Here is a 26,580-nt window from a genome sequence, read left to right on the forward strand (position 1 = left end):
GCAAGGACACACAGTGCCATGGAAACCCCGATAAATATTAGATCCGGATACGTTGTCATCGGCGTCGATACACATAAACACATCCACGTCGCAGCCGCCATGGACTCCGTGGCCGGGATTCTCGATACTTTAACGATCCCCACCGATACTTTCGGGTTCGCGAAACTCACCACATGGGCCCAAACCTATGGACAGATCTTAGTTTTCGGTATCGAAGGGACCGGATCCTACGGAGCCGGGCTCACATCCTATCTGCGCCGACAAGGCCATCGTGTTGTGGAGGCGGGCAGGCCCGATCGCCGGCTTCGTAGAATGAACGGTAAATCCGACACCCTGGATGCGAGAAACGCTGCTCGGGCAGCACTGGCAGGCATGGCCACTGCAACCCCGAAAACTGCTGATGGCACAGTCGAGATGCTCCGCCAGCTCAAGATCGTCCACGACACCGCAGTCAAAGACCGCAGCGCCGCGATGATCACGCTCAAAGCGATACTGGTCCACGGCGATGACCACCTACGAGCAACCACGAACAAGCTGACCCCAATCAAGCTCACCCGCCACCTAGCACGGCTTCGCCCCTCTGATCTGACCACAGTCGCTGGGACACTGCGGTACTCGTTACGTGCCTTGGCAAGGCGCTGGCTCTTCCTCGATGCTCAGATCAAAGAAAGAGGGAGTGCTGAAGGTTTAGGTGACATCTGATCTGGCTAGCCGGTGTGCTGGTCTGGAAGGATGACAGTTATGCCAAGACCGTTTCCTCAAGAGTTCCGCGATGACGTCGTACGCGTTGCCAATAGCCGCGGCCCGGGAGTGACACGCGACCAGATTGCCAAAGACTTCGGCATTCACGTGGGCACCTTGGATAAATGGATGCGCCAAGCAAAGATCGATGAAGGCGCTCAACTGGGACCGACACGTGCCGATGGTGATGAGCTGTGCGAGCTGCGTAAACGTAACCGGCTACTTGAGCAGGAAGTGGAAGTGCTGCGGCGAGCAACCGCGTATTTGTCGCAGGCACATCTGCCGGGAAAAGGCTCTACCCGCTCGTGAGCGAGCTCGCCGAGGACGGGATCCCCGTTACGGTGAGGTGCCGGGTCTTCAAGCTTGCCCGTCAGCCCTACTACCGGTGGCTGGCCAATCCAATCACCGATACCGAGCTCGTGGAAGCCTACCGTGCCAACATTCTATTCGATGCTCACCGGGCTGATCTTGGGTTCGGACACCGTCTGTTAGCCGATGTGGCACGCGAAGCAGGCCAAGACATAAGTGATCGCACCGCATGGAAAATTGCTTGCGATAACGGCTGGTGGTCAGTGTTTGGCAAAAAGCGGGCCAAGAACGCGAAGTTGCCCGGACCTGCGGTCCATGACGACCTGTGCGCCCGGATCGATGAACACGGCCGGGTCCGGCATGAATTCACTGCTGATGGGCCCAATCGGCTGTGGCTGACCGATATTACCGAGCACTGGACCGATGAAGGCTGGCTCTACCTGTGCGCGGTCAAGGATGCTTTCTCTGGCAAGATCGTCGGCTATTCCATGGACTCTCGCATGACATCTGATCTTGCCGTGGCCGCACTGGAAAACGCAGTGAGCATGCGCGGGCCAGTTGCCGGTTGTGTCGTCCACAGCGACACAGGCTCGCAGTTCCGTAGCCGAGATTTCTTGGCCGCGCTGAATCGCCACGGACTGGTCGGGTCAATGGGCCGGGTCGGGGCTGCTGGCGATAATGCAGCCATGGAGAGCTTCTTCGCTCTGCTACAGAACAACGTTCTCGATCGTCGGCGCTGGGCCACTCGTGACCAGCTGCGCGGTGCGATCATGGCCTGGATCGAAGGGACCTATCATCGTCGGCGCCGACAAGCAGGCTTGGGACGTTTGACTCCAATCGAATTCGAAACCATGATGAACACACCCGCCGCAACAGCGGCATGAAAACAAGCTGTCACCTAAACCTTCAGCAGACCCGGCGAAGGAAAACTGTATCTGTGTGCGATCAAAGACCTGTACTCGCGTAAAATCGTGGGCTACGCCACTAGTGCGCGGATGAAATCAGGTTTGGCTGTGGCCGCGTTAGATGACGCAATGAGGAAACGAGGACATCCCCGTGGCGTGACCGTCCACTCCGATCGAGGCTCACAAGGTGGATTCAATTGATTGTCGCAACACCTTGGTGGGAAAGGTGTGAGTCGATGGCTACGGATGACTGGAGTAGGAAGCCTGGTGATATGCCGGTGGAGGTGCGTCGTCAGTGGCGTGCGGATCGGGCGCTTCGTCCCCCGATGCGTTCACCTGGCCGGCCGGTTCCCTCGCGGGCAGTTCAACGTGACTTTTGGGCGTTGATCGCTACGGGAATCACGACTGCGGAGGCTGCCGTGAGGGTGGGGGTGTCCGTACCGGTAGGGACACGGTGGTTCCGTCATGCTGGTGGGATGAGACCCTTAACATTGGACGAGCCCTCGGGGCGGTATCTATCGTTTGCTGAACGGGAGGAAATCGCGATCTTAAGCTCCCAAGAGTTGGGGGTACGTGAGATCGCCCGCCGGATCGGACGCAATCCGGCGACGATCTCTCGTGAGCTACGGCGTAACGCTGCCACCCGTGGTGGCACGACCGTCTATCGGGCAGGGGTGGCGCAGTGGAAAGCTCAGGAAGCCGCCAAGCGTCCCAAACAAGCAAAACTCGTGGGTAATCCGCGACTGCGAGACTACGTTCAGGATCGTCTTGCCGGGACGGTCCGAGATGAAAACGGGGTCGTTATGGCGGGGCCTGGTACTGCTGGGTGGAAGGGCCGGAACAAACCTCACAGGGCAGACCGTCAGTGGTTTACTGCATGGAGCCCGGAGCAGATATCGCAGCGGTTAAGGATTGACTTCCCCGATGATGAGAGTATGAGAATCAGCCATGAAGCGATCTACCAGTCCTTGTATATCGAGGGGCGCGGGGCGCTTAAGCGTGACCTCGTTGCCGCACTACGCACTGGGCGGGCACTGCGTAAACCCCGGGCCAGGAGCAAGTCGAAACCGCATGGACACGTGACTGACGATGTTGTCATCTCTAACCGGCCCCCTGAAGCCTCGGATCGGGCAGTACCTGGCCATTGGGAAGGCGACTTGATCATCGGCACCGGACGTTCAGCGATCGGGACCGTGATTGAACGCTACAGCCGGTCGACCCTGCTGGTGCACCTGCCTCGCCTGGACGGCTGGGATGAACAACCAAGGACGAAAAAGGGACCTGCCTTGAGCGGATTCGGAGCTCAAGCGATGAACTCCGCCCTACAAACCGCGATAACCGATCTGCCATTACAATTACGTCAAACGTTGACCTGGGACCGAGGAACCGAGCTCGCTGACCATGCCGCTTTCACTCTAGCCACGGGCACGAAAGTGTTCTTCGCTGACCCTCACTCGCCATGGCAACGGCCCACGAATGAAAACAGCAACGGGCTCTTACGCCAGTATTTCCCCAAAGGCACCGACCTGTCTCGATGGACAGCCCAAGACCTCGCCGCCATCGCCTACACGCTCAATAACAGACCAAGAAAAGTCCTCGGATTTCGAACCCCAGCCGAAGTATTTAAAGAACAATTACAATCAATTCAAAACAGCAGTGTTGCAACCACCGATTGAATCCAAGCAATTTTGCTCCAGGAGTTTTCGTGCCGCATTGAAGGCCTACCATGCCAAGGGCTCCATGGGCAGGGTCGGAGCCTGTGGGGATAACGCGGCCATGGAGTCATTCTTCGCCCTTGTGCAAAAGAATGTCCTTGACCGTCAATCCTGGGCCAGCCGTCAAGAGTTCTCCGTAGCGATCACCCACTGGATCGAAAGCACCTATCACCGCAAGAGACGCCAACGCGCGCTCGGTAAATTGACACCCATTGAATACGAAACCATCATGGAACCAGCCGCACCACTCGCGGCCTAAAAAACAGAAGGAAAACTGTCAACCAAATCTTCAGCAGTCCCAACAGCTCTGTGAATCGCCCTGGGTTTTGTTCCGCTTTTTATACGGGGCTCAGGGCTTGAGCCTGGGTCATATGATAACTTGCTTCGATTTCGGTCGGGGTCTGATAGTCCAGGGCTTCATGCAATCGTCTCGTGTTCCACCAGTGGACCCAGTTCATCGTTTCGAATTCCACCTCAGTAGCTGACGGCCAAGCGGGGCGAGCATAGATCAACTCGGCCTTATATAACCCGTTGACGGTCTCAGCTAACGCATTGTCGTACGCGTCTCCAGCAGTGCCAACCGAGGCCGTCAGACCAGCCCTGGCCAGATGTTCGGTGTAGCGAATGCTGACGTATTGCGACCCTCGATCGCTGTGATGAACTAATCCTTCAAGCGCTTGGCCCTTGGCGCTGAGCAACGCGTGTTCCAACGCTTCCAACGGCAGCGCATCGGTGCGCATCGTGGTCCGAGTCGCCCAGCCAACAATTTTGCGACTGAATGCATCGGTGACAAACGCGGTATAGCAAAATCCGCTGGTCGTGCGCACATAGGTAATATCAGCAACCCACAGCTGATGCGGTGCATTCACCTTGAAGTTCCGATTGACCAGATCCGGCCGGTGATCTGGCACCTTCGCTGGGCTCGTCGTGCGTGGCTTCCGGCCACGAACGACACCGCGGATTCCGGCCAGGCGCATCAGCCGGGCGACTTGGTCGCGGCCCACATCCCACCCAGCACGGGTCATGGCATGCCACATTTTGCGCACCCCATAGACCCCATAATTAGCCTGGTGCAACTCTTTGACCACCGGAATCAACGCCGCATCGCGTTGCGCGCGCTGACTGGCTGGTCGTGTCTTGGCTGCCCGGTACCCGCGTGAGGTGATAAACCCACGGTCTGTCGCACCCAACACGCGACAGATGGACTCGACTCCGAAACGATCCCTGAACATGTCAATGTAAGCAATCATCTCGTCGTGGGGCGGTCGAGCTCCGCTGCGAAAAAAGCTGACGCCGTCTTGAGGATCTCATTGGCCCGGCGCAGCTCGGCGTTCTCGCGTTTGAGCTTCCGGATTTGCTCCTGCGCATCCGTAGACACTCCCGACTTCTTGTCGGTATCAACCTCGGCCTGTTCCACCCATCGGCGCAACGTCTCGGTTGCGATACTCAGCTTCGGCGCGGTCTCACGAATCACCACATAGCGACTTGGCGCATCATCATCTTCTAATCGATCAAACACCATACGCGTCGCGCGGTCTTTAAACGATTGAGGGTACTTACTTGGCATAGTTCCATCCTCTCATCACAGGACGGAACAAAACCCAGGACGGTTCACTGGCAGAGGGATATGCTATAGGCCACCAGCTGACTTTAGCTGGCGAGTGTATCTAAGTCTTGCTGGCGAATAGGGGTTTTGTGAAGACTGCGAAAGAACGGCCACCGGAATCCCTTCTCGACGATATTGCTCACGACACTGGTAAGGGGTGGCGCCGGTGGGCGCGGGTGGCTGTTTTAGCGTCCTTCACCCTCGTCCTCCTCGCCGCTGTTATCGGTCTTTTCGATGTTGAAAAGCAACGGAGCGCTACTCTTGGTACTGCTGATGTCACGGTCGATTACCCGTTAACAACGAGAGCTGGCCAGGATCTCAAGGTGATCGTTGAGGTAACGGATCAAGCGGGGTTGCCCGAAACTCTCCGGATTGAGATCGATCAGGAGTATCTCGACATGTTCGAGGATTTTTTGCTTGTCCCAGAGCCCACCGATCAAATGTCGTTGCCGGGGGAGATCGGGCGGTTTGAGTACGAACTGCCCCCGGGTTCGACGCACGCTCGCTTTTCTATCGAGGGGCGTGCCTCGGACCGTTGGGAACCGAGAACAGCCGGAATGATGAGGCTTCTCGGCTCAGATGGCTCGGAAGTAAAGATCCCTGTGACAACGTGGAGGTTGCCCTGATGGATACCGTAATCCGTGCCGCGATTGCGTTCGTTGTGCTCTGGCTTTTGACGAAAGCGACGGGCAGAGCCACCCTGGGTGAGCTCAGTTCCTTCGATCTTCTGCTTTTTATTACCATGGGAGATTTGATCCAGCAGGGGATCACGGGAGAGGATCGCACCCTGACGGGAGGGTTCGTCGCGGTTGCGACATTTGCTGTTCTTGCAGTGGCGTTCAACTTCGTTGTCTCCAAATGGTCCAGGGCTAGCAAGCTCCTCGAAGGCCCTCCCATCATCCTGGTTTCCGAGGGTGAGGCTTGCACCACTGCCATGCTCCACCAGAGAGTATCTGTTGCCGAGATCCTCAGTGCAGGGCGTCAATCTGGCTTCGAACGAATGTCAGATATTCGGCTAGCCGTGCTTGAACAGGACGGAAAGATCTCGTTCTTCCCCTACGACAAGAGGGAGTAGGCATGGACTGAGTGAGTAGGCGGAGGGTAGTGGAGAAGATCAGTCCGAGGTCTTAGGGCCAGCGTTGCAACCAAGGTAGCCGGCTACGGAAAGCTATCTAGTCCACTCGGCAATGATCGAATCATCCCGGATTCTTGGTGCGGCCGAGTTGTAATGGCCCTAGCGATGTATGTGTCTGAATAGTTCCTAGCGATATGAGTATCTGAGTGAACAGTGTCCCCGAATTTGAGTTTTTCTACAGTGGCGAGGTTCCGCATGAAGCTGAAGTTTCGAGCAAACTGTTTACTTCTGGCCAGCCGCGTGGGTACGTTTCGTGTAGCGAACAAGAGAAATGCCTCGTGAGGGTCGGTTGAAAATGTGCCGGTGTTACCGGGGTTAGGGAAAACGGAAGGCTGAACGATGGCAACTATTGCTGAGAACATGGTTGAAACTCTTGGGGCGAGTGGCGTAAAGCGAGTTTATGGTGTTGTAGGAGATTCCCTTAACGGTTTCACTGACGCGATTCGAGATTCAGATATCGAATGGGTCCATGTCCGTCACGAGGAAGTCGCGGCCTTTGCGGCCTCTGCTGAAGCGGCGCTGACCGGTGAGCTTGCGGTGTGTGCCGGTAGTTGCGGACCGGGAAACCTTCACCTCATCAACGGGCTTTACGATGCTCAGCGGTCACGTGTGCCGGTCCTTGCGATTGCGGCTCAGATTCCCGGTGGGGAGATCGGTTCTGGCTACTTCCAGGAAACCCATCCTGTTGAACTGTTCCGGGAATGCTCGGTCTACGTTGAAGACGTGAGGTCGGCGGAGCAGATGCCGAGGGTTTTGCGGATTGCTATGAGAGAGGCGCTCTCAAAGAGGGGGGTGGCTGTTCTGGTTGTTCCCGGTGAGATTTTCTTGGAAACAACGAAAGCCGCCGCCGAGGTAATCGTGGAATCCAAGACGCACCAGGTACCGGTAGAAGCTGATCTGGTTCAGGCTGCCAAGCTTCTCAATAACTCCAAGAAGGTCACGATCCTGGCAGGAGCCGGCGCTGAAGGCGCGCACGACGAGCTGGTAGCGCTTGCCGATAGGCTGCAGGCTCCGATTGTTCACGCCCTGCGTGGCAAGGAATTTACCGAATACGACAATCCGTTTGATGTGGGAATGACTGGGCTGCTCGGATTCGAGTCAGGGTATCGAGCCATGGAGGCTTGCGATACCCTCCTCATGCTCGGCACTGATTTTCCTTACCAACAGTTCTTCCCAGAAAATGCCACGATCATCCAGGTCGATATCCGAGGTGAGCAGATCGGTAGGCGTACCCCGGTTGACTTGGGTCTTGTTGGTGGGGTGAAAGAAACCATTGAGAAGCTCCTTCCAAGTTTGAAGACGAACAAGTCGAGTAAGCACCTGAAGTCGATGCTCAAACATTACGAGAAAACTCGTAAAGACTTTAATGAGCTTGCCACGCCTTCGCGTCGCACTATTCACCCCCAGTACCTGACCAGGTTGATTGATGAGGGTGCTACTGATGATGCGGTGTTCATTCCCGATGTTGGTTCCCCGGTCGTGATGGCTTCCCGGCACTTGACCATGAATGGGAAAAGGAGGCTCATTGGATCCTTTATTCACGGCTCCATGGCCAACGCACTACCCCAGGCAATCGGTGCCCAGCTCACTCACCCAGGCCGTCAGGTGATTGCCTTGGCGGGCGATGGTGGGCTCACCATGCTCATGGGTGACCTCCTCACGCTCACAACGTATGACCTGCCGGTCAAGGTCGTTGTCTATAACAATTCTTCGCTGAACTTCGTGGAGCTGGAAATGAAGGCGGCAGGATTCGTCAATTACGGAACAGGCTTTGAGAATCCCAACTTCGCGTCCCTGTCCGAGGCGATTGGGATGAAAGGTTTCAGGGTAGAGAAGTCGAAGGATCTGCCCAGGGCGGTTGAGGAGTTCTTGGCTCATGACGGTCCAGCGATTCTCGATGTGACAACCGAACGCCAGGAGCTCACCCTGCCTCCTACGATCGATGCCGAGCAGGTTAAGGGCTTCACGATGTACGCAGTCCGCACGGTGCTTGACGGCAAGGGAACAGAGCTTGTTGACCTAGCAAGAAACAACCTGCGTCAGCTGTTCTAAAACTGTGATTGGAGGCGGTGACAATTGCGGCTTCTACCGGTGTAGTACATACCTGGATTTGTGCAACTAGTAGCCTCATTCTCGCCGTCAATGGAACAGCTCGGTTTACCTCGGTAGTTCGCGCGTCAGGCTTGGGACGTGAGATCTGCGACCTAGCCAGACGTGGTTGAGGGTGGTTTGGCCACTAGTCCAGTGGCCAAACCACCCTCGGCACAATCGCTTGTAATTTCTCTGGTCAAACTCAAAAACGTTAGGTTGCTGGTTGCAACGTGTCCTATGGGGCGATGATCTTAAAGGATGAAGAATCTGCCTCACGGACGATGAGATGGATCCCAAGATTCTTGAGAAGAGCCTGCAGGTCTGGCTGCGGTTCTGTGGGCAGAAGGATGACGGGCTGTGCTGAGATGGGATTCTCCACATCAAGCATTACGGCGTGACAGTAGTCGAGGACTTGCCCTATGGCCTGCCTTACATGATTTCTACCTGCAGATCGTTTAGCCTCGACGATCCATGCTCGGTCGGCAAAATACAGATCTGGTTGGAGAGTTTCTGCTCCGATATGAAGGTTGAGTCGTTGAGCGCTCTGTTGCTCGGTCTCGGCCATCCAGTTTCTAAAAGCAATCTGTAACTCATGCTCGTCATATGTGACAACACGTTCGATTGTATCGGTGGAGCTGACCTTTGTGATTGTCTCAGCCGGTTCTATTCGAGGTTCTCTCCAACCCAGAATCACGTTGCGTGCTTTTGGATCGTCTTGGAAAAAGAGGCGAGTAACGAACCGGTTCTCGTATTTCTTCTCAGTGCTTCTTAGATTCTTTACTACTGGGTTGTCATCAATTCTGACTCGTCCGAGATACGTATAGGCCTCACCCTTTTCTTGCCTCCGAAAGAACCTGACAGTCCTGTTTGAAGATACTGCCTCGTGAACAGCCTCGATATTCTCCTTTGTAACCGTTTCACCTTTATCGTTGCCAAGGTAATAAAGAAAGCTTCCATCCTCCTGAAATCCACTAAATATATCAAAATCGTTAGTGTAAGGATTTGAGAAAACATATAGCTCATTGGGGCACTTTATAGAGGGGGCTACACCTCGCCCTGGCTCACCTCCATATTGCCCGCTGAACTCTGTTCTATTGATTTTCTCCCCGATTTTAATGTCCCAGTATTCTGCATCGCTCATAGCCCGATGATAGGAGGCTTGTAAGGCAAAAACTTCCATAATGGACTCATGGCCCCGTAGGAGATCCTGGACCTTCATCGTGTTATTTTCGAGTTTCCAGTTCTGGCTTGGTTGGGTATTGCTTGATCGGTATAAGAAACTCTGACAAGCATGCTGATGATTTTAATAATTCCTGGTCGCACTCTGCGGTCGTAATTTCAATGTTCTGGCGCGGTGGCTTTCTGACTTGTAATTGGAATACACCCCGTGAGTGGTATGACCTCTCAGTGATTGAGGAATGTGATTTGTTAAATTTCAGTCCAATTGAATTTGAGTAGAAGCAACGCCTGAGAATATCCGTGTCGCAAGCTTTGACTGGCTGATAATCTCTTGCATGTGACAGGTAGCTACTCACCGTTCGATGATCCGGAAATGCGTGCCGCTATGGCTGAGATGGGGATCGTCCATCAGCCAGGCATGGCCGATCGACTCATGGGGGAGCTTGCCCCGCTTCTTGCAGAGCAGGGAGTAAACCTGGATGACGAGAATATTGATATCGACCAGCTGAATGAAGCCATGGCCTATGCGGTCGAGCGTCACAACATGGCCCTCTCGACTCCGGTTGGTGAGCAGCGAGAACGCGCTCTTAAAACCCTGCAGAGAGTGTGTCACGCAATCTATGTCGGGAACCTTGACCGGGCAGAGTCTCTTCTGAACGAACTGAGTCCGGAACCGACAGCGACGACGGCGAGTAATGCCCACGTGACGGGGGTCAGCCTTGACCTTCTGGACAACCTGTTCTCCAACCCCTCGGCTGAACCCGTACTCCGGAACCTCAAGGTGCCCAGCTGGGCCGGGCCCGTCTGGGCCGCCGCGAAGAATATTCTTGCCTATGCGCGGCAGCGGAGATCCTTTGCTTCACTCGATACGCTGATTCGGCAGTATGGAGGGAGAACAATCCTCCATGCCTCCACCTACCTTGTGGGGCATGCGCTCGCGGTGAAGGCCAAGAAAGAGAAACTGGACCACGGTGCCCTGGTCGAAAAGTATGTGCTCGAAGGAAAGGCATCTCTCGATGGGAGCGGTGCCGGGACTGGCTCCGCCTTTGGCCCGGGTGCTACCGCTTCCGCAAGGGCGGAGGTAAACCCACACTCGCCCGCAGCTTTCTTGCGAGATGTGCGAGAGGATCCGAGGCTCCAATCATTTAAGGGCTGGCTCCAAGAACAGGGAATGAGCCGCTACGAAGTGACCCAAGGGATAGGATTCTTCGGAGAACTCATCTTCAACCTTGCAGCTGTCGGTCTCGATATCCACGATCCAGACGACTACGAAGACATCCTTGAATGGGCTGAGAGGCTGATGGATGGTGAGCTTTCTGAGAACGTGATTGAATCCCTGCACGACTACGTTCATTTCCGGCAAGATGTGGAACTAGATCCGGCGCCATGGTTCGACGTGCACGACTTGTTTGAGGATCAGCATGATTTCGAGGATGTCCCCGAATTTCTTTTAGATATTGTTGAGAAAGCAAAGCAGGTGGAGTCCGAGGATCGGCTTGCCGCGGTACTTTCCCTCCCGCTTATTAAGGCAATCCCTGACCTGCTTCAGTACATCGGTAAGTCCATGCCGATTACGTCAACGGGTGCGATGCGGCGCCAGGACATTCAACCCATCGCGGCCATGCTCGGCATCTCCGCCATCGGCGTCAAGCGGATGCCCGATGTGAATGATCATGATGAGAATGTCGCGCACGTACAGTCCGCGAACGACATTGATGAGCTCCGAGCATGGTGGAGCTGTCTGCAGATCTCCGGCATTCTCGAATCATCACCCTCTCGGATCTATCCCGGTCCAAACGCCGAGAAGTACTTAAGCGTTGAATCTATTGAGCTTGCTGAGTTGGAGCACCTGGTCAGCATCTATGTTGTCGACTTCCTGACCTTCCCGGTGCTCTCAATGGGGATAGATTCGGCCGCGGAAGAGCAGGAACGTATCTTCCAGGTCTTGACCGATCTCATGCAAGCAATTGATCCAAGTGTCGAAGAGCTGATGCCGAGTACGGGAGAAAGCGAGTATGCAGCCCGGTGGAACACCACTCTGATCCGGAGGGGGCTGGAACGAGTGGGGCTCCTTCAGGTCATTGATGATCAGGTGACAGTCCGTCCTGAATTTCACGTCGCAATCATCAGTGCCGTAGGCATCGTTGGAGCTTTCTTCGGTTCCCTCCCTGATTCAGACTTCCTTGAATAGCAGTAAGACGGCACTCTTTCGGAGAGGTAACCCGCTTCCGCTTAGGAATCTCTGCTGACATGCGTAAGTCAGGGGAGCTGATCCACTCAGTTCCCTTGACCGCCCAATTCCCTCGACCGTCCTACGTTAAAGCCCGGCGCACATTAGCTTTTGGCATGTCCGGCTTCGGTGGAATCGGACAGGGTCTCTTGCGAATCAGCGTGGGGTGAGCCGGTGGCCGGCGTAGCGGCGTGGGTTAATTCTGCCGAATTCACGGATACTGCCGGGCCTGCTGCGCTCCCGGCTTTCTTTGGCAGGTAGGTCGAGAGCGCGATGAGTGCAAGTCCAATGATCCCCAGGATGAGGAGTCCTAGCGAGCCACGGGGCATGAGCCCGGAGTTCATGTAAGAGATGTTGAGTATCCGGCCTGTTTAGAGCCATCTGTTCGTGTGTCGGGGAGCCGGCTATGGTGCCTGTGAGAGCCAGTGACTGGTGTTGTTGGGAGCCACTGGCTCTCACAAGTATTTTTAGGGCATTATTCGTGCTTGGTGTTCTCTCATGTTGAAGGTGCCGGTCTCGATCCACGTCGTGTTGTGAACGATGCGATCCATGATCGCATCAGCATGGACGCTGCCGCCGAGGCGGGTGTGCCAGTCCTTTTTCGGATACTGGGTGCAGAACACTGTTGAGGCAGCGTCATAGCGACGCTCGAGCAGCTCCAGGAGGAAGCTCTGAAGCGCTTCGTCAGGCGGATCCAAGAGCCATTCATCGATCACAAGCAGAGTGAAGTTACTCAGCTTCTTGAGCAGCTGTGTCTTCCCGTGGGGCCTATCGGCCGCGACGCTGATGAGCTCTTCCAGGTCGGGCTGAATCGCCCTGGGTTTGATGGAGACTCTTTCTATCTGTTTCCTACCAGCACATCAGTGGTGCCGATAGCAGTGTAGTAGGTGTTCTCGTACTCGAGGGGCGGTACATGGTCGAGGTAGTCGTGAAGCCGCTCGGTGTTGTGCCAATGAACCCACCCCAGGGTTGCCAGCTCTAGATCCTCGATCGTCTTCCACGGACCGTGGTTCGGTCCTCGCACGAGCTCGGTCTTGTAGTAGCTGTTGACAGTTTCGGCCAAGGCGTTGTCAAAACTGTCTCCCACAGAGCCGATGGACGGAGTAGCGTCGATCTCAGCCAGTCTTTCGCCGTAGCGAACAGAGGTGAATTGACTGCCGGCATCGGAATGGCAGCCTAGTCCGGGCAGTGTCGCACCGCGTGACCACCGGGCCATCTCAATCGCATCAAGAACCATAGGGGTGCGCATGTGCGAGGCGACCCGCCAGCCGACGATCATGCGCGAGAACGCATCGATGATGAAACAGACATACGCCACGCCAGCCCAGGTAGCCACGAAGGTCAGATCGGTGACCCACAGCTGGTTCGGAGCCGTAGCAGTGAAGTTACGATCCACCAGGTCCGGGTGCCGGGCAACCCCAGTATCGGGCTGAGTCGTGCGCACTTTCTTCGAACGCCGCACCCCTTCAATCCCCGCAGCTCGCATCAGTTTGCGCTCGTCAGCTAGTTAGTTTTCGGCGCTAGTCGATTAGTGAGGGGTCCGGGATTGCATGCGTGCAGCCCCGGACCCCTTGATTCGCCTGATGCGTTCTATTCTTTGCCATATGCCGTGCCGCCCTCATGCCAAATACTGCGGCCGGTCCAATGGTTGATCCGGGGCCGGGGTAGGTGTTGCCCATAACAGAGGCGGAGTTGTTTCCTGCCGAGTAGAGGCCCTCGATGATGGACCCGTCCTCGCGTAGTGCGCGGCCTTCGGTGTCGGTCAGGACGCCACCCTTGGTTCCCAGGTCACCAAGAACAACCCGGTATGCGGTGAAGGGGCCGTTTTCGATCGGTCCGAGGCAGGGATTGGGAGTGATGGTGGGGTCGCCGTAGTAGCGGTCATAGGCCGAGTTGCCTCGACCAAAATCACCATCAACGCCAGCCCTGGCAAAGGCATTGAAGCGTTCGAGGGTGGACTTGAGGTTGGTGGTGGGTACCCCCATCTTCTTCGCCAGTTCGGTCAGGGTCTTGGCCTTGACCGTGATGCCTTCTTCCTTGCGCGCCTTGCCGGCCTGGGGATCGATTGCAAAGGTTCGGAGGTAGCGGCGCGTGTAGCGAGCATCCAAGATCAGCCAGTATGGTCCCTGCCCACCATCGTGCTCGAGCATGTGGTGACCAAGATCCACGTAGGATTCGGATTCGTTCGCGAACCGCTTGCCCTCGGAATCGACCATGACCGAGAAGGGCATGGAGCGCTCGCCAACAATGAAGCTGGGAGATCCACCCTTGTTGGGTTCGACTGAGGCTCCCCACCACGCATCGTCCATCAGCTCCACGGCAGCGCCGTGCTTTATCGCAATATCGATCGGGCCACCTGTGTTGTAGGGATTGCCGGAGGGGGAGCCATCGACCTTCTGGTACTTCTGCCGCCACTCGGGATTGGATTCGAAGCCACCCGCTGCAAGCATGACTCCCTTACGTGCCTCGATCCGGACCTGCTTCCCGTCCCTTGTGACGGTCACTCCCGTGACTCGACCGTTGTCGATGATGAGATCCTCCAGCGGTGACTGTAGCCAGAGGGGAACACCGTTGTCGATGACCGTGGCCTTGAGATAGGCGGTTGCCCACCCGGCACCAATGCCGGCGAGGCGCTTACCGGTGACGACGCCACCGAGGGCTCTGAAAACAAACCGTGCTCCCCGCACGAAACCGCTCGGGGTGGACCATGCCCTACCGAGAAGATAAACGTCGTCGGTTGTTGCTGGCATGGGAACGGCACCTAGGAGCCGATCCCACCAGACTCCGATCTTCTTCGAGTCCTGCGGCTTCACTTCAATGGCGCGGCCGATCTTTCCTCCCGGGAGCTCGGGATAGTAGTCCGGGTAGTTGGGCGCGCGCATGAATTCGATACCGTAGCGTTCCGATGTTGACACGAAGTCTTCCACGCCATCGACGAACGCTTCCTTGCGTTCGGTGGAGCTCGACTTCGATGGGGTTCCGATCGATGCCTCCATGTACGTCAGGGCATCCTCGCGGGAATCGGACACTCGGGCACGCTTCATGAGCGGGTTGTTTGGCAGCCACATGCCACCGCCCGACATTGAGGTGGAGCCACCCCACTTGTCGGAACCTTCAACGATGAGGACGCTCAGTCCCTCATCCACACATCCAAGCGCGGTCGCGAATCCAGCGGCGCCCGATCCGACAACGACAACGTCATAGCTGTGGTCAAAAGCGGAGTTGTTTGAAGGGTTTGTTTCATCTGGCACGATACTCTCCAATCTGAAACCGGACACCTATGTCCGGTAGGTATATTGTTCAGTATGGTTTCTTCCCCAGGCCGCGTCAATAGAGGACCGGCAGCTGCCGCCGCCAATCGCAAAGCGATCATCGACTCTGCTCGAGTGCTCCTGCGTGAGCAAGGGTATGGAGTCCCAATGTCGGCAATTGCGCGCCGTGCTGGTGTCAGTCAGGGTGTGCTCTATCGTCATTTCCGCGATCGTGCGAGCCTCGCCTTTGCGGTCTTTGAGGAGAACTTTGGCTCCCTGGGACAGATCGCATCCCAGGAGGGGGATCGAACAATCTACGACCTGTGGGATCGACTCCTCGAATATGCGGTCACCGATCACGGCTTCGTCGAACTATTGCTGTCTTCTCTGGTTTCGGATAAAGAGTATCGCGGCTTGGAAAGGCTACAGAAACTGATTGAACCGGCGCTAGCACGAGCGAGAGAAGCTGGAACAGTTCCTAATAACCTCACCCCGGACATTATGTCCTGGGCCTGGAAGATGGGGTATGGGATGTCGGCGCTCTCTCATCGGGGTCAGGACGACCTTGAGCTTCTGAAAAGAACGCTGACCCTCCCGAAAATTGCAGCTCTATTTTCCGAACAGTGATTGCCGAAATGGTAAATCGTCTTTTCCCTCCGCCATGCATTAACCTTGAGTTATCCGTGTTTAAAGAATGGTGGGTGGAATGAGAGTTCTCCTAGTGCACGAGTCCTGGTTTGGGAACGGCCGTGCGGTTGTTGAGCAAGTTGCACATGGTATCTCGCAAGTCATGGATGCTGCCGAGGTGGAGGTCGTTACCGCGGATAAGGCTCCACGGGTTCTACCGCACGGACTGCAGGCCCTCGTGATTTCCTCTCCCACCCACGAGCTGTCAATGCCAACCCCGAAGACCCGCCAAGTCGCCATCGACCAGGGTGCCTCCGGCAGCGTGGATTTTGGTTTGGCGGAGTGGATCCGTGCCGTCGAGCCGGTCGCGGGCCTTCCCGTGTTCGCTATCGATACCTGCACGAAGATCAGCTCCCTCATTGGTAGCGCCTCAAAAGCAGCCGTTCGTGAAATGAAGAAACGCGGTTTTACCGAGGTGCACCGCTCACCCAGCTTCCTTGTTGGAGGCACTGAAGGACCTCTTGGGAAAGATCAGCTGAAGAAGGCTGAGTCGTGGGGACGCGAGCTCGGTCAGGACCTCGACCTGCTTGTCGAAGACTAAGACCTCACTGTTTCTCGCGTGAAGGAGGGCCGCCCCCGGGCGGCCCTCCACTTTCTCCACAAGGGAATGAATTCCTTATTAGTGGGTTGCTTCTCCTGCTGTTTGTTCGATGGGTAGTTCGCTCTCGTAGGTTCGTCCGAGTTGAGGAATGTCGTTGAGTATCATCGGCATCGGTTCCGTGACTTCGAATGGGGAATCCCAGGTGACTTCCCATCCGTGACTGGCTAGATCCTGCGTGCAGATCCGACCTGGTTCAGCGGGAGTGAAGGTGATTTCGAGCGACTCACCATCCGTCCATGCCTCCGTCGGGGAGGGGTAGCAGCCCGGGGTGCTCGAACCGTTGACGTAGATATGTAGGGTTTCGCCAGGTACAAGCCACGTCACCGTGGCTGGCCCATCCCCCTGCGCCATCAAGTCCCCACCGCCCTCGAGGATCTCCGGGGTGGCAGTCTGCTCGGCCGGGTCAGTAGGGTCCTCGGTGGGATCACCCGTGCCATCGGTTGGTTCTTCACTCGGATCGTTGCTCTGATCCTCGGTCGGTTCCTCGGTTGGCACCTCGAGCTCCTCTGGCGTGGTGGTCTCGGCAGGGGGTGTGGTCTCGTCGGCGTCGATGCTTGAGTCCGAGCATGCGGCAAGAATCATGACCGTTGCAGATAGTAGAACCCCCGCCCTCAATATTCTTTTCACGATGCCTCCTCCGCTAAGCCTGCGTCATTCGGAATCGTTCTGTTGGTCCGTAAGAAGTTGTAGTCGCAGGTATCGTCCCCTGACCGTACCAGGTTGTGCTTGCCGTCACACAAGAGTGAGGTTGGGAAGCAGTATCCCACCCGGCGATTGAGAAAAGTTCCTTTCATTCAACTGGCTTGGTGGAGCTGCCTGGTGGGGCTCCTTTGCGGAGAGTGGGTGGCGGGGCGATACAGTGGGAAGGTTGCTAGGAGGCTTCGTGCAATCATTTGTGTCCATCGACTTCGAGACCGCCAACGAAAACCGGGGCTCCGCATGCTCCGTTGGTCTTATCCGCTATGTTGACGGAGTGGAGCAGGAATCGTTCACCACTCTGCTGCGGCCGATCGAGGAACTGAATTACTTTTCGTGGCGCAATATTAATGTCCACGGGATTACCCCTGACGATGTTGTCGGTGCTCCCGAATGGTCGGAGGTTGATGGCGAGATCCGGGACCTGATCGGGGACCTCCCGATCGTTGCTCACAACATGGCCTTCGACGGGTATGTCCTCAGCGACCTGGCCGGGCTGTATGGGCTTCCTACGATGGACAACCGGAGGTTCTGCACCCTGCGCCTTGCCCGAAAAGTCCTGGCCGAGATCCCGCAGAAGCGTCTCAACGCCGTGTTTGGGCACTACTTTCCGCACGAAACGTTCCAACACCATGAGGCACTGGCCGATGCGAGGGCGTGCGGCATGATCTTTTCCAGGATGATCGACGATTATGGAGTTGATGAGTTGGAGCGCCTCTGCCCGCCAACGGGACTGCTCAAGACCAGGTAGCCACCGCTCCACAACGTATTTCCACTCCGAGTTGAGACGGCCTCTCCATCGACCCAAACAGTGGACCGCATGGCCTGCCTGCGAGTAGGGACGCACTCACCTGGGAGTGCTTTCTTGGGTGATGATCTCGAGGGAGAAGCTATGATTCTCAGCGTCAACCTATTCATGACCCTGGACGGTGTCAGCCAGGGCCCGGGCAACGATCAAGAAGATACGAGAGACAACTTCACCTCGGGTGGCTGGCTTATGCCCTATTTCGATGAGGGATGTGGGAAGAACGTCGACCGCTGGTTCAGCAACCTCGATGAGTTCCTCCTCGGCAGATTCACCTACGACACGTTTGCAGGTCACTGGCCGACGGTCACGGATCCCGACGATCGAGGAGCCAAACTCATCAACTCTTCCATCAAGAACGTCGTCACTTCGCACCCGGTCGACAATGTCTGGAACGACACCACCAAGATCCTTGGTGAAGACTTTTTGGATGATGTGAGGATAATGAAAACTCGCGAGAGCTCGGGTGAACTTCAGGTGCACGGTAGCGTAAAGCTGGCCCGTACAGTCCACGAAGCGGGCCTCGTCGACCTGTATCGCTTCCTCATAGCGCCGGTGGTTGTTGGTCGCGGATCGCGCATCTTCCACCGGGAGGGGCCGGCGACGGGCATGAGTGTCGTACACCGTGAGGTCACCGAAAGCGGTGTCATCGCACTCGACCTCAAGCCGAAGCCGTTCCGAAACAACCTCGTTCCTATCGTGGAGAACGGCCGGGAGGTCGTGAAAGACCGGGACGCAGAGTAAAACACGTTCCGTGAGTGAGGGCTGTGCCGGATCTGCCGGCCAAGAACGACTAGTTCCCCGGAACCCCCCTTTGTTCCATCTCCAGCTTTGCGGTTTTGGGGTGTTTTGGGCCGGCTGCATCGGCAAAATTGTCTCACCCCAAATCCTGGCGATCGCGGCCTCCTCGGGCGCGCAAAGCACGGGAAGCGTGGGTGAGTCCGAGATTCTGCGAAAGGTTGCTCCCTGGTCGCTCGGGCTCCTCCACATGCTGTGCATTCTCGATTTCCTCGCAACCCAATCTGCCCTTCCCATCATCTGGAGCTCCAGTCCTCGATAGAATCCGTTAACCGCACGACACGAAAAGAGTTGATCTCATGAAAGTCGCACTGTTTGCCACGTGCATGAACGACGCCATGTTCCCCCAGGCGCCACAGGCCACCGTTCACCTGCTCCGCAGGCTGGGAGTGGAGGTGGAATTTCCAAGGTCCCAGGCCTGCTGCGGTCAGATGCACATCAACACCGGGTACTACCCGGAGGCCATGCCGCTGATCGAAAACCACGTGAAAACGTTTGGTCCCGTCCTCGATGGTGAGTGGGATGCGATCGTGGTCCCATCCGGTTCCTGCACCGGTTCGATCCGCACCCAGCAGGCCATGGTCGCGAAGGAGCAGGGAAAGAATGAGCTTGCCGATCGGGCGGCCGAGATCGCCAAGAAAACCTATGACCTTCCCGAGTTCCTCGTGGATGTCATGGGTATGACAGATGTTGGTGCCTACTTCCCGCACCGGGTCACCTACCATCCCACCTGCCACAGCCTGCGAGTAACCCGTGTCGGCGACAAGCCGTTGCAGCTGCTGTCAGCCGTGCAGGGCATCGATCTTGTTCCCCTGCCAGAAGCGGAGTCCTGCTGCGGGTTCGGTGGGACATTCTCCCTCAAGAATCCAGAAACATCCTCGGCCATGGTCACCCGGAAGGTCTCCAACGTGATCTCCACAAAATCGGATGTGCTCGTGGCTGGTGACTATTCCTGCCTCATGAATATTGGTGGTGCGCTCGCACGCAACCGTGCCGGCATCCGCACCATGCACCTCGCCGAGGTCCTCGCCGGCACCCAGCAGGAGCCGTGGGAAGCCCCCGCCACAACCACGAAAGTCGGTGTCTAATGTTCACATTTCTTGGCATGCCCAGAATATTGAAGAAGAAGCCCGACCAGTGGGTGCAGGGCCAGCCCGTCCCCACCGATCCGCTCAACTGGGGGACAAGTTTCCCCGAAGGTTCTTCCGTTACGCTACGCAATAGCCAAATGAGGAAGAACCTCGGTTATGCGACCACGACCATCCGGAACAAGAGAAATGCGAGGGTGGCAGAGCTGCCCGACTGGGAAGAGCTGCGCGAAGCGGCCGCAGCGATCAAAAACGAGACGATGCTGCGCATGCCAGAGCTGCTGGAGCAGATGGAGGAGAACGTCACGAAGCGCGGCGGGATCGTCCACTGGGCAAGAGACGCGAAAGAAGCGAACGAGATCATTCACAAGATCCTCGTTGAGAAGCAAGTTGATGAGGTCATCAAGATCAAGTCGATGGTGACTCAAGAGATCAACATGAACGAATACCTTGCCGAGCGTGGCATTACCGCCTGGGAAACGGACCTGGCGGAAATGATCGTGCAGCTGGGTAAAGACATGCCCTCCCACATCGTCGTCCCCGCAATCCACCGCAACCGTGCAGAGATCCGAGAGATCTTTATGAAGGAAATGGAGGATGTGCCAGAGGATCTGTCGACCGATCCGAGGGAATTGGCGATGCTCGCCCGTGATCACCTGCGTGCCCTCTTCCTCAAGACTAAGGTTGCGATCTCTGGTTCGAACATGATGATTCCCGAAACGGGAACCCTGTCAATCTTCGAATCGGAAGGCAACGGCCGCATGTGCCTCACCCTTCCCGAAACCCTCATCTCCGTTGTTGGTATTGAGAAGATGGTGCCGAGGTTCAGGGATGCGGAAGTGTTTGCGCAGCTGCTCCCCAGGTCCGCCACCGGTGAGCGCATGAATCCCTACACCTCCATGTGGACCGGGGTGACCCCGGGGGATGGGCCACAAGAATTCCATCTCATCTTCCTCGACAACGGCCGCTCCCAAACTCTCGCCGACCCTGTAGGTAGGGAAGCCCTTAACTGCATTCGTTGCGGTGCGTGCATGAACGTGTGCCCCGTGTACGAACACACGGGTGGGCACGCCTACAACTCGGTCTACCCCGGCCCGATTGGTGCGATCCTCACCCCGCAGCTACTCAACTCTCTCGATGCTGATCATCCTCAGGCGAGCCTCCCGTTTGCGTCCTCCCTGTGTGGGGCGTGCGGGGATGCGTGCCCGGTCAAGATCGACATCCCCGGCATCCTCGTCCACCTCCGCCACAAGATCACCGAATCCAACCGCGGAGGAATGCCAACGGGCTGGGATGTGGCGATGAAGGCGAGTTCGAAAGTGATGGGCAACGGCAAGGTCCTCGGCACCGCCATCAAGGGAGCCAAGGCACTCCGACCGATTGCGGGTAAGGACGAGAAGATCTCATCCGTGCCATGGCCGGTCAACGCATGGACCAAGAACAGGGATTTTCCCGCACCACCCGCGCAGACATTCAGGGACTGGTTCAAGGAAGAGGAGAACAAATGAGCGCACGCGACGACATCCTTGCCTCAATCAGGCAGTCTCTTGCCGGAAGCACGATGACAGAACCCGTGCCCCGTGACTATCGCCAAGAAACAGAGCATGCTCCCGGGTCCGAACCGGTCATTGAGGAAATGATCGACGTTCTTGAGGACTACACCGCGATCGTCACCCGGGTCACCGAAAATGGCATTCCTCAGGCGATATCCAATTTCCTGGAAGACTGCACCTCCGTGGTTGTTCCACACGGGCTTCCCGACACCTGGAAGGCAGCTGCAGGGGAGGGGCGAACGGTCAGGGAAGACTCCCGAGAGAACGGGCTGAGCAACTACGAGCTTGACAAGATCGATGCCGTCGTCACGGGATCGCGGGTTGGTATTTCCCTATCCGGAACAATCATCCTCGACTGTGAACCTGACCAGGGAAGGCGAGCCATCACCCTTGTTCCCGACACCCACGTCATCGTCCTGTACGAGAAGGACATCTACCCGACCGTGCCCCAGGCCGTCGCCGTCCTGGAACAGTTCCCGGACCGACCCACCACGTGGATTGCTGGACCGTCAGCCACCTCCGACATTGAGCTCGTCCGAGTCGACGGTGTCCACGGCCCCCGTAACCTCCGAGTCATCCTCGTGAAGTAGAGAGTGCCGTGCTGCAGGCTCTCTGAGAATAAGGATTCCCCCACCGGATATTAAATCCGGTGGGGGAATCGCTATTCCTGGCTCCCGATGGGAGCCGGGTGGGACTTAGAGTCCGCGAATGTTGGTGGCCTGGAGGCCCTTGTTGCCCTGCTCGGTGTCGTATTCAACCTTCTGATCTTCGAAGAGATCACGGCGACCCGACCCGGTGATAGCCGAGAAGTGTGCGAAGAGATCTTCGGAGCCATCATCGGGAGCGATGAATCCGTATCCCTTGTCGGAGTTGAACCATTTGACGGTGCCAGTGGCCATATCGTCTTTCCTTCTTTAAGTGTGGAACACATGAGTGATCCGTTATTTCCGCGACGGATTGCCACGTGAATCTAGGGGCCCGGTGCCAGAATTCATCTGGGCAGGGCGGTGAATGGGTGAACATCGGGGTGATCGCAGGCATTGGACACACGTCCGTGGGGTCTAGCTGGATACCGGGTAAATCATGGAGAAGCTATCAAGAGCTCAAATATTACGGGAGCGGTCCTTCTCACTGTTGTTGCAAACGAGCCGACGAATTCCAACTCGCACAACTAACTATACACATCTCGAGGAAAGGATTTCGTTGACGAGAGGAATCTCTCCATCCGAAACACCATCCAGCAATGGTGCTAGGAATCTCTGCTTGGGTTGTTTCGATTGTTCCGAGAACGCGAACGATGCTGCCCCGGCGACTTTAGGGGAATGCGCTGAGGACAGCATCGTCAGCGCTGGTTTGTGCCAGCGAGGTTAGGAACTACGAATTGTTCTGCTCGTGCAGGTACTTGAAGAATCCGCCCTTGGAGAGAGCTTCGTATCCGGCTACGAAGCGACCGTAGGCCTTGTCGTAGGCTTCGAAGTTCTCGGCGATGGGTTCGTAGACTTCCTTGATGCGAACGGCGCGGTTAACGGCGTCGTCGAAGTCCTTGTAAGCGCCGAGGCCGATGCCGGCGTAGAGGGCAGCACCAAGGCATCCGGTTTCGGACACTTCGAGAACCGCAACGGGTACCTGGTAGATATCCGCCTGCATCTGGTTCCACACGCGAGAGTTGGTGGCACCGCCGGCTGCGCGGATCTCCTTGACCTCGATTCCGATCTTGCGGATCGATTCGAGGTTGTCCCTCATCTCCAACGTAATCCCCTCCATGACAGCCCGTGCGATCTCGGGCTTGGTCGTGCCGAGTGTCATGCCGAGGAAGGAGCCACGAGCGTACGGATCCGAGCGGGGGCCCGAACCAGCTCCCTGCATGTACGGCAGGAACGTGAGGCCATTAGCTCCCGGTGCAACGGAGTCAATCTGCTTGTTGATGAGGTGGTAGGGGTTGCCGACCGTACCGAATTCGCGTGCCATGGCGACCTCGAGCGGGCCGAGGGTGTCACGGAACCAGCGGTATGCGGAAGCCGATGCGATAGAAGCAGCCTCAACCGTGTAGTTTTCGGGGCCCGAGTTGTTCTTGACGATCAGGGTGCCGTTGGGGTCGCGGACCGAATCGTCGGCCGCAACGTAGACTGCGCCGTAGGTGCCGATGACCGAGACTGCGGTGCCTTCGTGGATGAGTCCGCCACCGAGGGTGGAGCAGTTCTGATCCATCGCACCCACGGTCAGGAGCGTGCCCTCGGCAAGCCCGGTGAGGAGCGAGATGTCGCGGTTGATCTTGCCGACCACGGTGCCGGGCTGGACGATGCGGGGGAGTTCCTTGCCGCTCAGGCCGGTCGCCTCAATGATCTCGCTGCTCCACTCGGAAGCTTCGACGTCGAAGATGCCTGTGCGAGAGGCGGTTGCGGTGTCGTTCACGTACCAGTCGTCAGCACCGAATTCCTTGAGGAAGAAGTCCTGGTGGTGGCTGAGCTTGACGGTGCGATCCCAGTTCTCGGGCTCGTTGTCCTTGTACCACATGTACTTGGTCATGCAGGGAACGGTGGCCACAGGGTAGCCGGAGATCTCGTAGTAGCGGTCCGGGTCAATGAATTCTCCGTTGCGGATGCGTTCCACGTATCCAACACCGCGGGTGTCCTGCCAGCCAATGAAGGGGCGGATCAGATCGTTGTTCTCGTCAAGGCCTCCAAAACGGAGCCCTGGGTGGAGATCGCCATCGACTTCACGTCGGCAGGGTTTAGTCCGGAGTCGCGGAGCGCGGCACGCACCGAGTCGAACAGGGAGTGTGTCATGTCCTCCGGAATCTGCTCAACCCAACCCGGGTTCGGGTAGTAGCAGGGGTACTCGCGGTAATCGGAGCCGTAAAGGTTTCCGTCGAGGTCAAAGATATTGGTTTTACAGCCGGTGGTTCCGGCATCAATTCCCAAAAGATAGGTCGCCACAGTGTTCTCCTTTGATACGTGGTCGATCAATGATGTGTCATTGCTGGATGAAAATCGTTGACTGGTCCGTGAAAATAGCGGGCTTGAAGCAAGCCCTCACCGAACCGGGTAAATGACCTGGGCCATTCGTGTTTCCGATGGTGGCGTCTCTAGAGCGAAGAATATAGACGCCACCATCGGGGCCTTGCGTGCCGCAAGGCTGATCTAGTTAGACCTGTTCGCCATTGTTCAGGTACTCCTCGTATTGTTTGACGAGTTTGGCTGCGGAGCGGGTGCCGATCAGGGACACGCCCAGCTTCTCAATTGCCCACAGGGTGGCAGGCAGAGTGAACGTGCGCGGCACACCGGAGACCTTCAGGAGGGTCTTGGGGTTCGTAATATTATCGCGCATGATCTTGACCTGAGCCTCGGTCGGGAAACCCTCCGAACCCGTAGCAGTCTTGACGTAATCCACCCCAGCATCCGAACACATCCGCGTCAGGGATGCGATCTCCTCATCGGTCAAGAAACACACTTCATAAATGAGCTTCGAGATCGCCTTACCCGAGCAACGCTCCACAAGACCAGCAAGTTCCTTCTCGACCAAGGCATAGTTCTTATCCCTCAGTGCACCAATATTGAGCACCATGTCCACCGCAGTTGCCCCAAGCTCGAGGCCCTCCTCGATCTCAGCGAACTTCATCGCCGTCGATGTCGCACCATAGGGGAAAGAAATAGCGGTACCGACGTGCACATCGGAGCCTTCCAGGACCTCGGCAACGACCGGGGTCCAGTACGAGTTCGTGTAGCACGCCGCCACATTCGCATCCCTAGCTCCCTGAGCGTGGGCCCGGATCTCTTCCTCTGTTGAGCTCTGCAAATGCAGGGCCATATCAAAATGCTTCGCATACTCGGCAACCGAAAGCGCCATGAAACTTCCCCCTCGAAGGTCAGCTGATCACACCTGGTAGCGTGACGCACATAGGGAACACGTTAACAGCTGTACAAGTCTAGTCAAGTTGGAAAGATGCATACGCAAATGTGTACACCGTGCCAACTTCCGTGCAAAGCCGCAGGTCATGGGACCGGTGAGCCGCGTTGGTGGCTTAGGTTTCTTTGATTCTCCAGGGGTTGTGGCGCGATCTGGTGGGGTTGTAGCTACTCTGAGAAAGTCGCACGCCATCCCGCAAGTGCCATGTGCGTGACTGATAGGGTGGCGCCAGGCTTTCCGTTCTGAAAGGGCAGTTGTGGATAATCAACAATTCGAGGGCATCGTCGACCTCTTCGAGTCGGCAACAGATAAAGATGGCAATAATCTCAACATGCATTACCTGCTTGTAAAGCAGGGGGAGAGGGAATTCTTCCACGCTTTCAATGGCAGGAAGGAGCCGTCCGATGTTCGCTCGATCTCCAAGACCATCCTCACCCTCGTTGCCGGCACTTTGATTGAGAGCCGCGATGATCTAACCGAGGATACGGCTGTCTGGCCAATTCTCGAACCGCTGTGCACTCTCACCAATGAGGGAAATAGGGAGAAGCTTGAGCGAGTCAAGATCAAGCACCTCCTCAACCACACGATTGGTTATGACACGGTGCTGATGATGAGGGGTGACATCGGTCATCTCGACCCTTCTGAATACATTGACTACATCGTCAACGCCCCGATCGTTCACGAGCCCGGCACCCGCTACCTGTACTCCAATGCCGGTTTCTATCTTCTCTCCGTTGTTCTCCAAGAAATCCTCGGAGAGGATCTCGAAGACTATGTTCAATGGGTTCTGTTCAATCCGCTTGGGATCACCGAGTACACCTGGGAGCGATACGGCAAGTACCTGGCCGGGGCCACGAGGCTCTGGCTGGATCCTCACGACCTACTCAAGATCGGTGAAGTTCTCTTGCATGGTGGGCAGGGGATCGTATCCCCGAAGTGGATTGAGCGAATGAAGCAATTCACCGAATTCACCCCCGGCGTTGATACTCCAACGAACCCACTGTTCCGCCGGTGGGCGTACGGCTCCAGCCTGTGGCTTGGCAAGCGCAACCAAATCTTCTTCGGTCATGGAACCGATGGGCAGTCCCTTGTCATCGTTCCCGATCGCGATGCGATCGTCATCACCACCGCACACCAGGTGGATGTGACTCGCCTGGAGGAGCTCGTCGACAAGACGGTAGCCCTGCTCTACTAGAGGCTATTGAAGAGTCCTGACTGAAATATTTATTGCAGTGGGCCGCGGCGCAAAGCCCAGTCCATGCACCGCGGCCCACTTAAGTCATA

The 26,580-nt window shown here is 56.7% G+C and carries 27 protein-coding genes and 2 pseudogenes; 18 read left to right on the forward strand and 11 right to left on the reverse strand.

Annotated elements, in window-relative coordinates:
* Window positions 1–18: 18 nt before the first annotated feature.
* From BN1241_RS00145 to BN1241_RS00165, 5 genes and pseudogenes are all read left to right on the forward strand, one after another.
* The gene (locus tag BN1241_RS00145) at window positions 19–702 is read left to right on the forward strand and encodes an IS110 family transposase (protein WP_054951746.1); all 684 of its coding nucleotides are present in this window, start codon (window positions 19–21) and stop codon (window positions 700–702) included.
* A gap of 39 nt (window positions 703–741) precedes the next feature.
* A protein-coding gene (locus BN1241_RS00155) for an IS3 family transposase (RefSeq protein WP_147599122.1) occupies window positions 742–1,934 on the forward strand; the annotation gives its coding sequence in 2 pieces (ribosomal slippage) (window positions 742–1,026 and window positions 1,029–1,934; 1,191 coding nt in all).
* Between the two features lie 45 nt (window positions 1,935–1,979).
* Window positions 1,980–2,156: a DDE-type integrase/transposase/recombinase gene (locus tag BN1241_RS12055; protein ID WP_082418119.1), complete on the forward strand. Its 177-nt coding sequence runs from the start codon at window positions 1,980–1,982 to the stop codon at window positions 2,154–2,156.
* A gap of 71 nt (window positions 2,157–2,227) precedes the next feature.
* Window positions 2,228–3,631 (forward strand): IS30 family transposase, encoded by a 1,404-nt coding sequence (locus tag BN1241_RS00160; protein ID WP_147599188.1) that lies wholly within the window; start codon window positions 2,228–2,230, stop codon window positions 3,629–3,631.
* Window positions 3,632–3,638: 7 nt separating this feature from the next.
* Window positions 3,639–3,929: pseudogene (locus BN1241_RS00165) on the forward strand (integrase core domain-containing protein); the annotation flags it as partial.
* Window positions 3,930–4,008: 79 nt separating this feature from the next.
* Here BN1241_RS00165 and BN1241_RS00170 read toward each other — a convergent pair.
* A protein-coding gene (locus tag BN1241_RS00170; RefSeq protein ID WP_147599124.1) for an IS3 family transposase occupies window positions 4,009–5,237 on the reverse strand; the annotation gives its coding sequence in 2 pieces (ribosomal slippage) (window positions 4,009–4,958 and window positions 4,958–5,237; 1,230 coding nt in all).
* Window positions 5,238–5,365: 128 nt separating this feature from the next.
* Between BN1241_RS00170 and BN1241_RS00180 the strand changes: the two genes are divergently transcribed.
* From BN1241_RS00180 to poxB, 3 genes are all read left to right on the forward strand, one after another.
* A complete protein-coding gene (locus BN1241_RS00180; RefSeq protein WP_147599126.1) occupies window positions 5,366–5,902 on the forward strand; it encodes a hypothetical protein in 537 nt (178 codons plus the stop codon).
* Window positions 5,902–6,351 carry a DUF421 domain-containing protein gene (locus BN1241_RS00185; protein ID WP_054951754.1) on the forward strand — a complete coding sequence of 150 codons (450 nt, stop codon included), beginning with the start codon at window positions 5,902–5,904 and terminating at the stop codon, window positions 6,349–6,351. The genes BN1241_RS00180 and BN1241_RS00185 overlap by 1 nt, the downstream gene beginning before the upstream one ends.
* Window positions 6,352–6,750: 399 nt before the next feature.
* A complete protein-coding gene (gene poxB, locus BN1241_RS00190) occupies window positions 6,751–8,463 on the forward strand; it encodes a ubiquinone-dependent pyruvate dehydrogenase (RefSeq protein ID WP_054951755.1) in 1,713 nt (570 codons plus the stop codon).
* Between the two features lie 274 nt (window positions 8,464–8,737).
* On the opposite strand, the gene BN1241_RS00195 is transcribed toward poxB, so the two are convergent.
* On the reverse strand, window positions 8,738–9,643 hold the full coding sequence (locus BN1241_RS00195) for a hypothetical protein (protein ID WP_147599128.1): 906 nt from the start codon (window positions 9,641–9,643) through the stop codon (window positions 8,738–8,740).
* 375 nt (window positions 9,644–10,018) lie between these two features.
* Here BN1241_RS00195 and BN1241_RS00200 point away from each other — a divergent pair, with 375 nt between their 5' ends.
* Window positions 10,019–11,872, forward strand: a complete 1,854-nt coding sequence (locus BN1241_RS00200; RefSeq protein ID WP_147599130.1) for a hypothetical protein — start codon at window positions 10,019–10,021, stop codon at window positions 11,870–11,872.
* 143 nt (window positions 11,873–12,015) lie between these two features.
* On the opposite strand, the gene BN1241_RS00205 is transcribed toward BN1241_RS00200, so the two are convergent.
* The 4 genes and pseudogenes from BN1241_RS00205 to BN1241_RS00220 form a co-directional block, all read right to left on the reverse strand.
* Entirely contained in the window at window positions 12,016–12,255 is a 240-nt protein-coding gene (locus tag BN1241_RS00205; protein WP_147599132.1) for a hypothetical protein, read from the reverse strand.
* A gap of 123 nt (window positions 12,256–12,378) precedes the next feature.
* Window positions 12,379–12,753 carry an ATP-binding protein gene (locus tag BN1241_RS00210; protein WP_222704367.1) on the reverse strand — a complete coding sequence of 125 codons (375 nt, stop codon included), beginning with the start codon at window positions 12,751–12,753 and terminating at the stop codon, window positions 12,379–12,381.
* Window positions 12,750–13,403, reverse strand: a pseudogene (locus BN1241_RS00215) (IS3 family transposase); the annotation flags it as partial. The gene BN1241_RS00210 and the pseudogene BN1241_RS00215, both read right to left, overlap by 4 nt.
* A gap of 28 nt (window positions 13,404–13,431) precedes the next feature.
* A complete protein-coding gene (locus BN1241_RS00220; RefSeq protein WP_077138201.1) occupies window positions 13,432–15,162 on the reverse strand; it encodes an FAD-dependent oxidoreductase in 1,731 nt (576 codons plus the stop codon).
* A 54-nt stretch (window positions 15,163–15,216) separates the two neighbouring features.
* Here BN1241_RS00220 and BN1241_RS00225 point away from each other — a divergent pair, with 54 nt between their 5' ends.
* Both BN1241_RS00225 and BN1241_RS00230 read left to right on the forward strand, forming a co-directional pair.
* Window positions 15,217–15,789, forward strand: coding sequence for a TetR/AcrR family transcriptional regulator (locus BN1241_RS00225; RefSeq protein WP_077138202.1), 573 nt, complete (start codon window positions 15,217–15,219; stop codon window positions 15,787–15,789).
* A gap of 79 nt (window positions 15,790–15,868) precedes the next feature.
* The gene (locus BN1241_RS00230) at window positions 15,869–16,390 is read left to right on the forward strand and encodes a flavodoxin family protein (protein ID WP_077138203.1); all 522 of its coding nucleotides are present in this window, start codon (window positions 15,869–15,871) and stop codon (window positions 16,388–16,390) included.
* A 78-nt stretch (window positions 16,391–16,468) separates the two neighbouring features.
* On the opposite strand, the gene BN1241_RS00235 is transcribed toward BN1241_RS00230, so the two are convergent.
* Window positions 16,469–17,077 (reverse strand): hypothetical protein, encoded by a 609-nt coding sequence (locus BN1241_RS00235; protein ID WP_147599134.1) that lies wholly within the window; start codon window positions 17,075–17,077, stop codon window positions 16,469–16,471.
* Between the two features lie 256 nt (window positions 17,078–17,333).
* Here BN1241_RS00235 and BN1241_RS00240 point away from each other — a divergent pair, with 256 nt between their 5' ends.
* The 6 genes from BN1241_RS00240 to BN1241_RS00260 all read left to right on the forward strand — a co-directional run bounded on the left by BN1241_RS00240 (window position 17,334) and on the right by BN1241_RS00260 (window position 21,980).
* Window positions 17,334–17,897, forward strand: a complete 564-nt coding sequence (locus tag BN1241_RS00240; protein WP_054951763.1) for a 3'-5' exonuclease — start codon at window positions 17,334–17,336, stop codon at window positions 17,895–17,897.
* Between the two features lie 141 nt (window positions 17,898–18,038).
* The gene (locus BN1241_RS00245; protein WP_054951764.1) at window positions 18,039–18,695 is read left to right on the forward strand and encodes a dihydrofolate reductase family protein; all 657 of its coding nucleotides are present in this window, start codon (window positions 18,039–18,041) and stop codon (window positions 18,693–18,695) included.
* Between the two features lie 100 nt (window positions 18,696–18,795).
* The gene (locus BN1241_RS12660; protein ID WP_147599138.1) at window positions 18,796–19,011 is read left to right on the forward strand and encodes a hypothetical protein; all 216 of its coding nucleotides are present in this window, start codon (window positions 18,796–18,798) and stop codon (window positions 19,009–19,011) included.
* 37 nt (window positions 19,012–19,048) lie between these two features.
* Window positions 19,049–19,837 carry a (Fe-S)-binding protein gene (locus BN1241_RS00250; protein WP_054951765.1) on the forward strand — a complete coding sequence of 263 codons (789 nt, stop codon included), beginning with the start codon at window positions 19,049–19,051 and terminating at the stop codon, window positions 19,835–19,837.
* A complete protein-coding gene (locus BN1241_RS00255; protein ID WP_054951766.1) occupies window positions 19,837–21,345 on the forward strand; it encodes a LutB/LldF family L-lactate oxidation iron-sulfur protein in 1,509 nt (502 codons plus the stop codon). The genes BN1241_RS00250 and BN1241_RS00255 overlap by 1 nt, the downstream gene beginning before the upstream one ends.
* A complete protein-coding gene (locus BN1241_RS00260) occupies window positions 21,342–21,980 on the forward strand; it encodes a LutC/YkgG family protein (RefSeq protein WP_054951767.1) in 639 nt (212 codons plus the stop codon). The genes BN1241_RS00255 and BN1241_RS00260 overlap by 4 nt, the downstream gene beginning before the upstream one ends.
* A 105-nt stretch (window positions 21,981–22,085) precedes the next feature.
* Here the strand turns inward: BN1241_RS00260 and BN1241_RS00265 are convergent, their stop codons facing one another.
* From BN1241_RS00265 to deoC, 4 genes are all read right to left on the reverse strand, one after another.
* Window positions 22,086–22,289, reverse strand: coding sequence for a cold-shock protein (locus tag BN1241_RS00265; protein WP_054951768.1), 204 nt, complete (start codon window positions 22,287–22,289; stop codon window positions 22,086–22,088).
* Window positions 22,290–22,764: 475 nt separating this feature from the next.
* The gene (locus BN1241_RS13075; RefSeq protein WP_315968836.1) at window positions 22,765–24,048 is read right to left on the reverse strand and encodes a xylulokinase; all 1,284 of its coding nucleotides are present in this window, start codon (window positions 24,046–24,048) and stop codon (window positions 22,765–22,767) included.
* The gene (locus BN1241_RS13365; protein ID WP_222704346.1) at window positions 24,045–24,326 is read right to left on the reverse strand and encodes an FGGY family carbohydrate kinase; all 282 of its coding nucleotides are present in this window, start codon (window positions 24,324–24,326) and stop codon (window positions 24,045–24,047) included. Before BN1241_RS13365 ends, BN1241_RS13075 begins: the two co-directional genes overlap by 4 nt.
* Before the next feature lie 208 nt (window positions 24,327–24,534).
* Window positions 24,535–25,236 carry a deoxyribose-phosphate aldolase gene (gene deoC, locus BN1241_RS00275; RefSeq protein WP_054951769.1) on the reverse strand — a complete coding sequence of 234 codons (702 nt, stop codon included), beginning with the start codon at window positions 25,234–25,236 and terminating at the stop codon, window positions 24,535–24,537.
* A gap of 316 nt (window positions 25,237–25,552) precedes the next feature.
* On the opposite strand from deoC, the gene BN1241_RS00280 reads away from it, so the two are divergent.
* Window positions 25,553–26,491, forward strand: a complete 939-nt coding sequence (locus BN1241_RS00280) for a serine hydrolase domain-containing protein (RefSeq protein ID WP_054951770.1) — start codon at window positions 25,553–25,555, stop codon at window positions 26,489–26,491.
* Window positions 26,492–26,580: the final 89 nt, after the last annotated feature.

The sequence above is a fragment of the Flaviflexus massiliensis genome (genome assembly GCF_001375495.1).
GTDB lineage: Bacteria > Actinomycetota > Actinomycetes > Actinomycetales > Actinomycetaceae > Flaviflexus > Flaviflexus massiliensis.

Coding starts and splice junctions, on each gene's coding strand:
- BN1241_RS00145 (WP_054951746.1), top strand. CDS start 19: ATGGAAACCCCGATAAATATTAGATCCGGATACGTTGTCATCGGCGTC.
- BN1241_RS00160 (WP_147599188.1), top strand. CDS start 2,228: ATGCCGGTGGAGGTGCGTCGTCAGTGGCGTGCGGATCGGGCGCTTCGT.
- BN1241_RS00185 (WP_054951754.1), top strand. CDS start 5,902: ATGGATACCGTAATCCGTGCCGCGATTGCGTTCGTTGTGCTCTGGCTT.
- poxB (WP_054951755.1), top strand. CDS start 6,751: ATGGCAACTATTGCTGAGAACATGGTTGAAACTCTTGGGGCGAGTGGC.
- BN1241_RS00195 (WP_147599128.1), bottom strand. CDS start 9,643: ATGAGCGATGCAGAATACTGGGACATTAAAATCGGGGAGAAAATCAAT.
- BN1241_RS00205 (WP_147599132.1), bottom strand. CDS start 12,255: ATGAACTCCGGGCTCATGCCCCGTGGCTCGCTAGGACTCCTCATCCTG.
- BN1241_RS00225 (WP_077138202.1), top strand. CDS start 15,217: ATGGTTTCTTCCCCAGGCCGCGTCAATAGAGGACCGGCAGCTGCCGCC.
- BN1241_RS00230 (WP_077138203.1), top strand. CDS start 15,869: ATGAGAGTTCTCCTAGTGCACGAGTCCTGGTTTGGGAACGGCCGTGCG.
- BN1241_RS00245 (WP_054951764.1), top strand. CDS start 18,039: ATGATTCTCAGCGTCAACCTATTCATGACCCTGGACGGTGTCAGCCAG.
- BN1241_RS00250 (WP_054951765.1), top strand. CDS start 19,049: ATGAAAGTCGCACTGTTTGCCACGTGCATGAACGACGCCATGTTCCCC.
- BN1241_RS00255 (WP_054951766.1), top strand. CDS start 19,837: ATGTTCACATTTCTTGGCATGCCCAGAATATTGAAGAAGAAGCCCGAC.
- BN1241_RS00260 (WP_054951767.1), top strand. CDS start 21,342: ATGAGCGCACGCGACGACATCCTTGCCTCAATCAGGCAGTCTCTTGCC.
- BN1241_RS00265 (WP_054951768.1), bottom strand. CDS start 22,289: ATGGCCACTGGCACCGTCAAATGGTTCAACTCCGACAAGGGATACGGA.
- deoC (WP_054951769.1), bottom strand. CDS start 25,236: ATGGCGCTTTCGGTTGCCGAGTATGCGAAGCATTTTGATATGGCCCTG.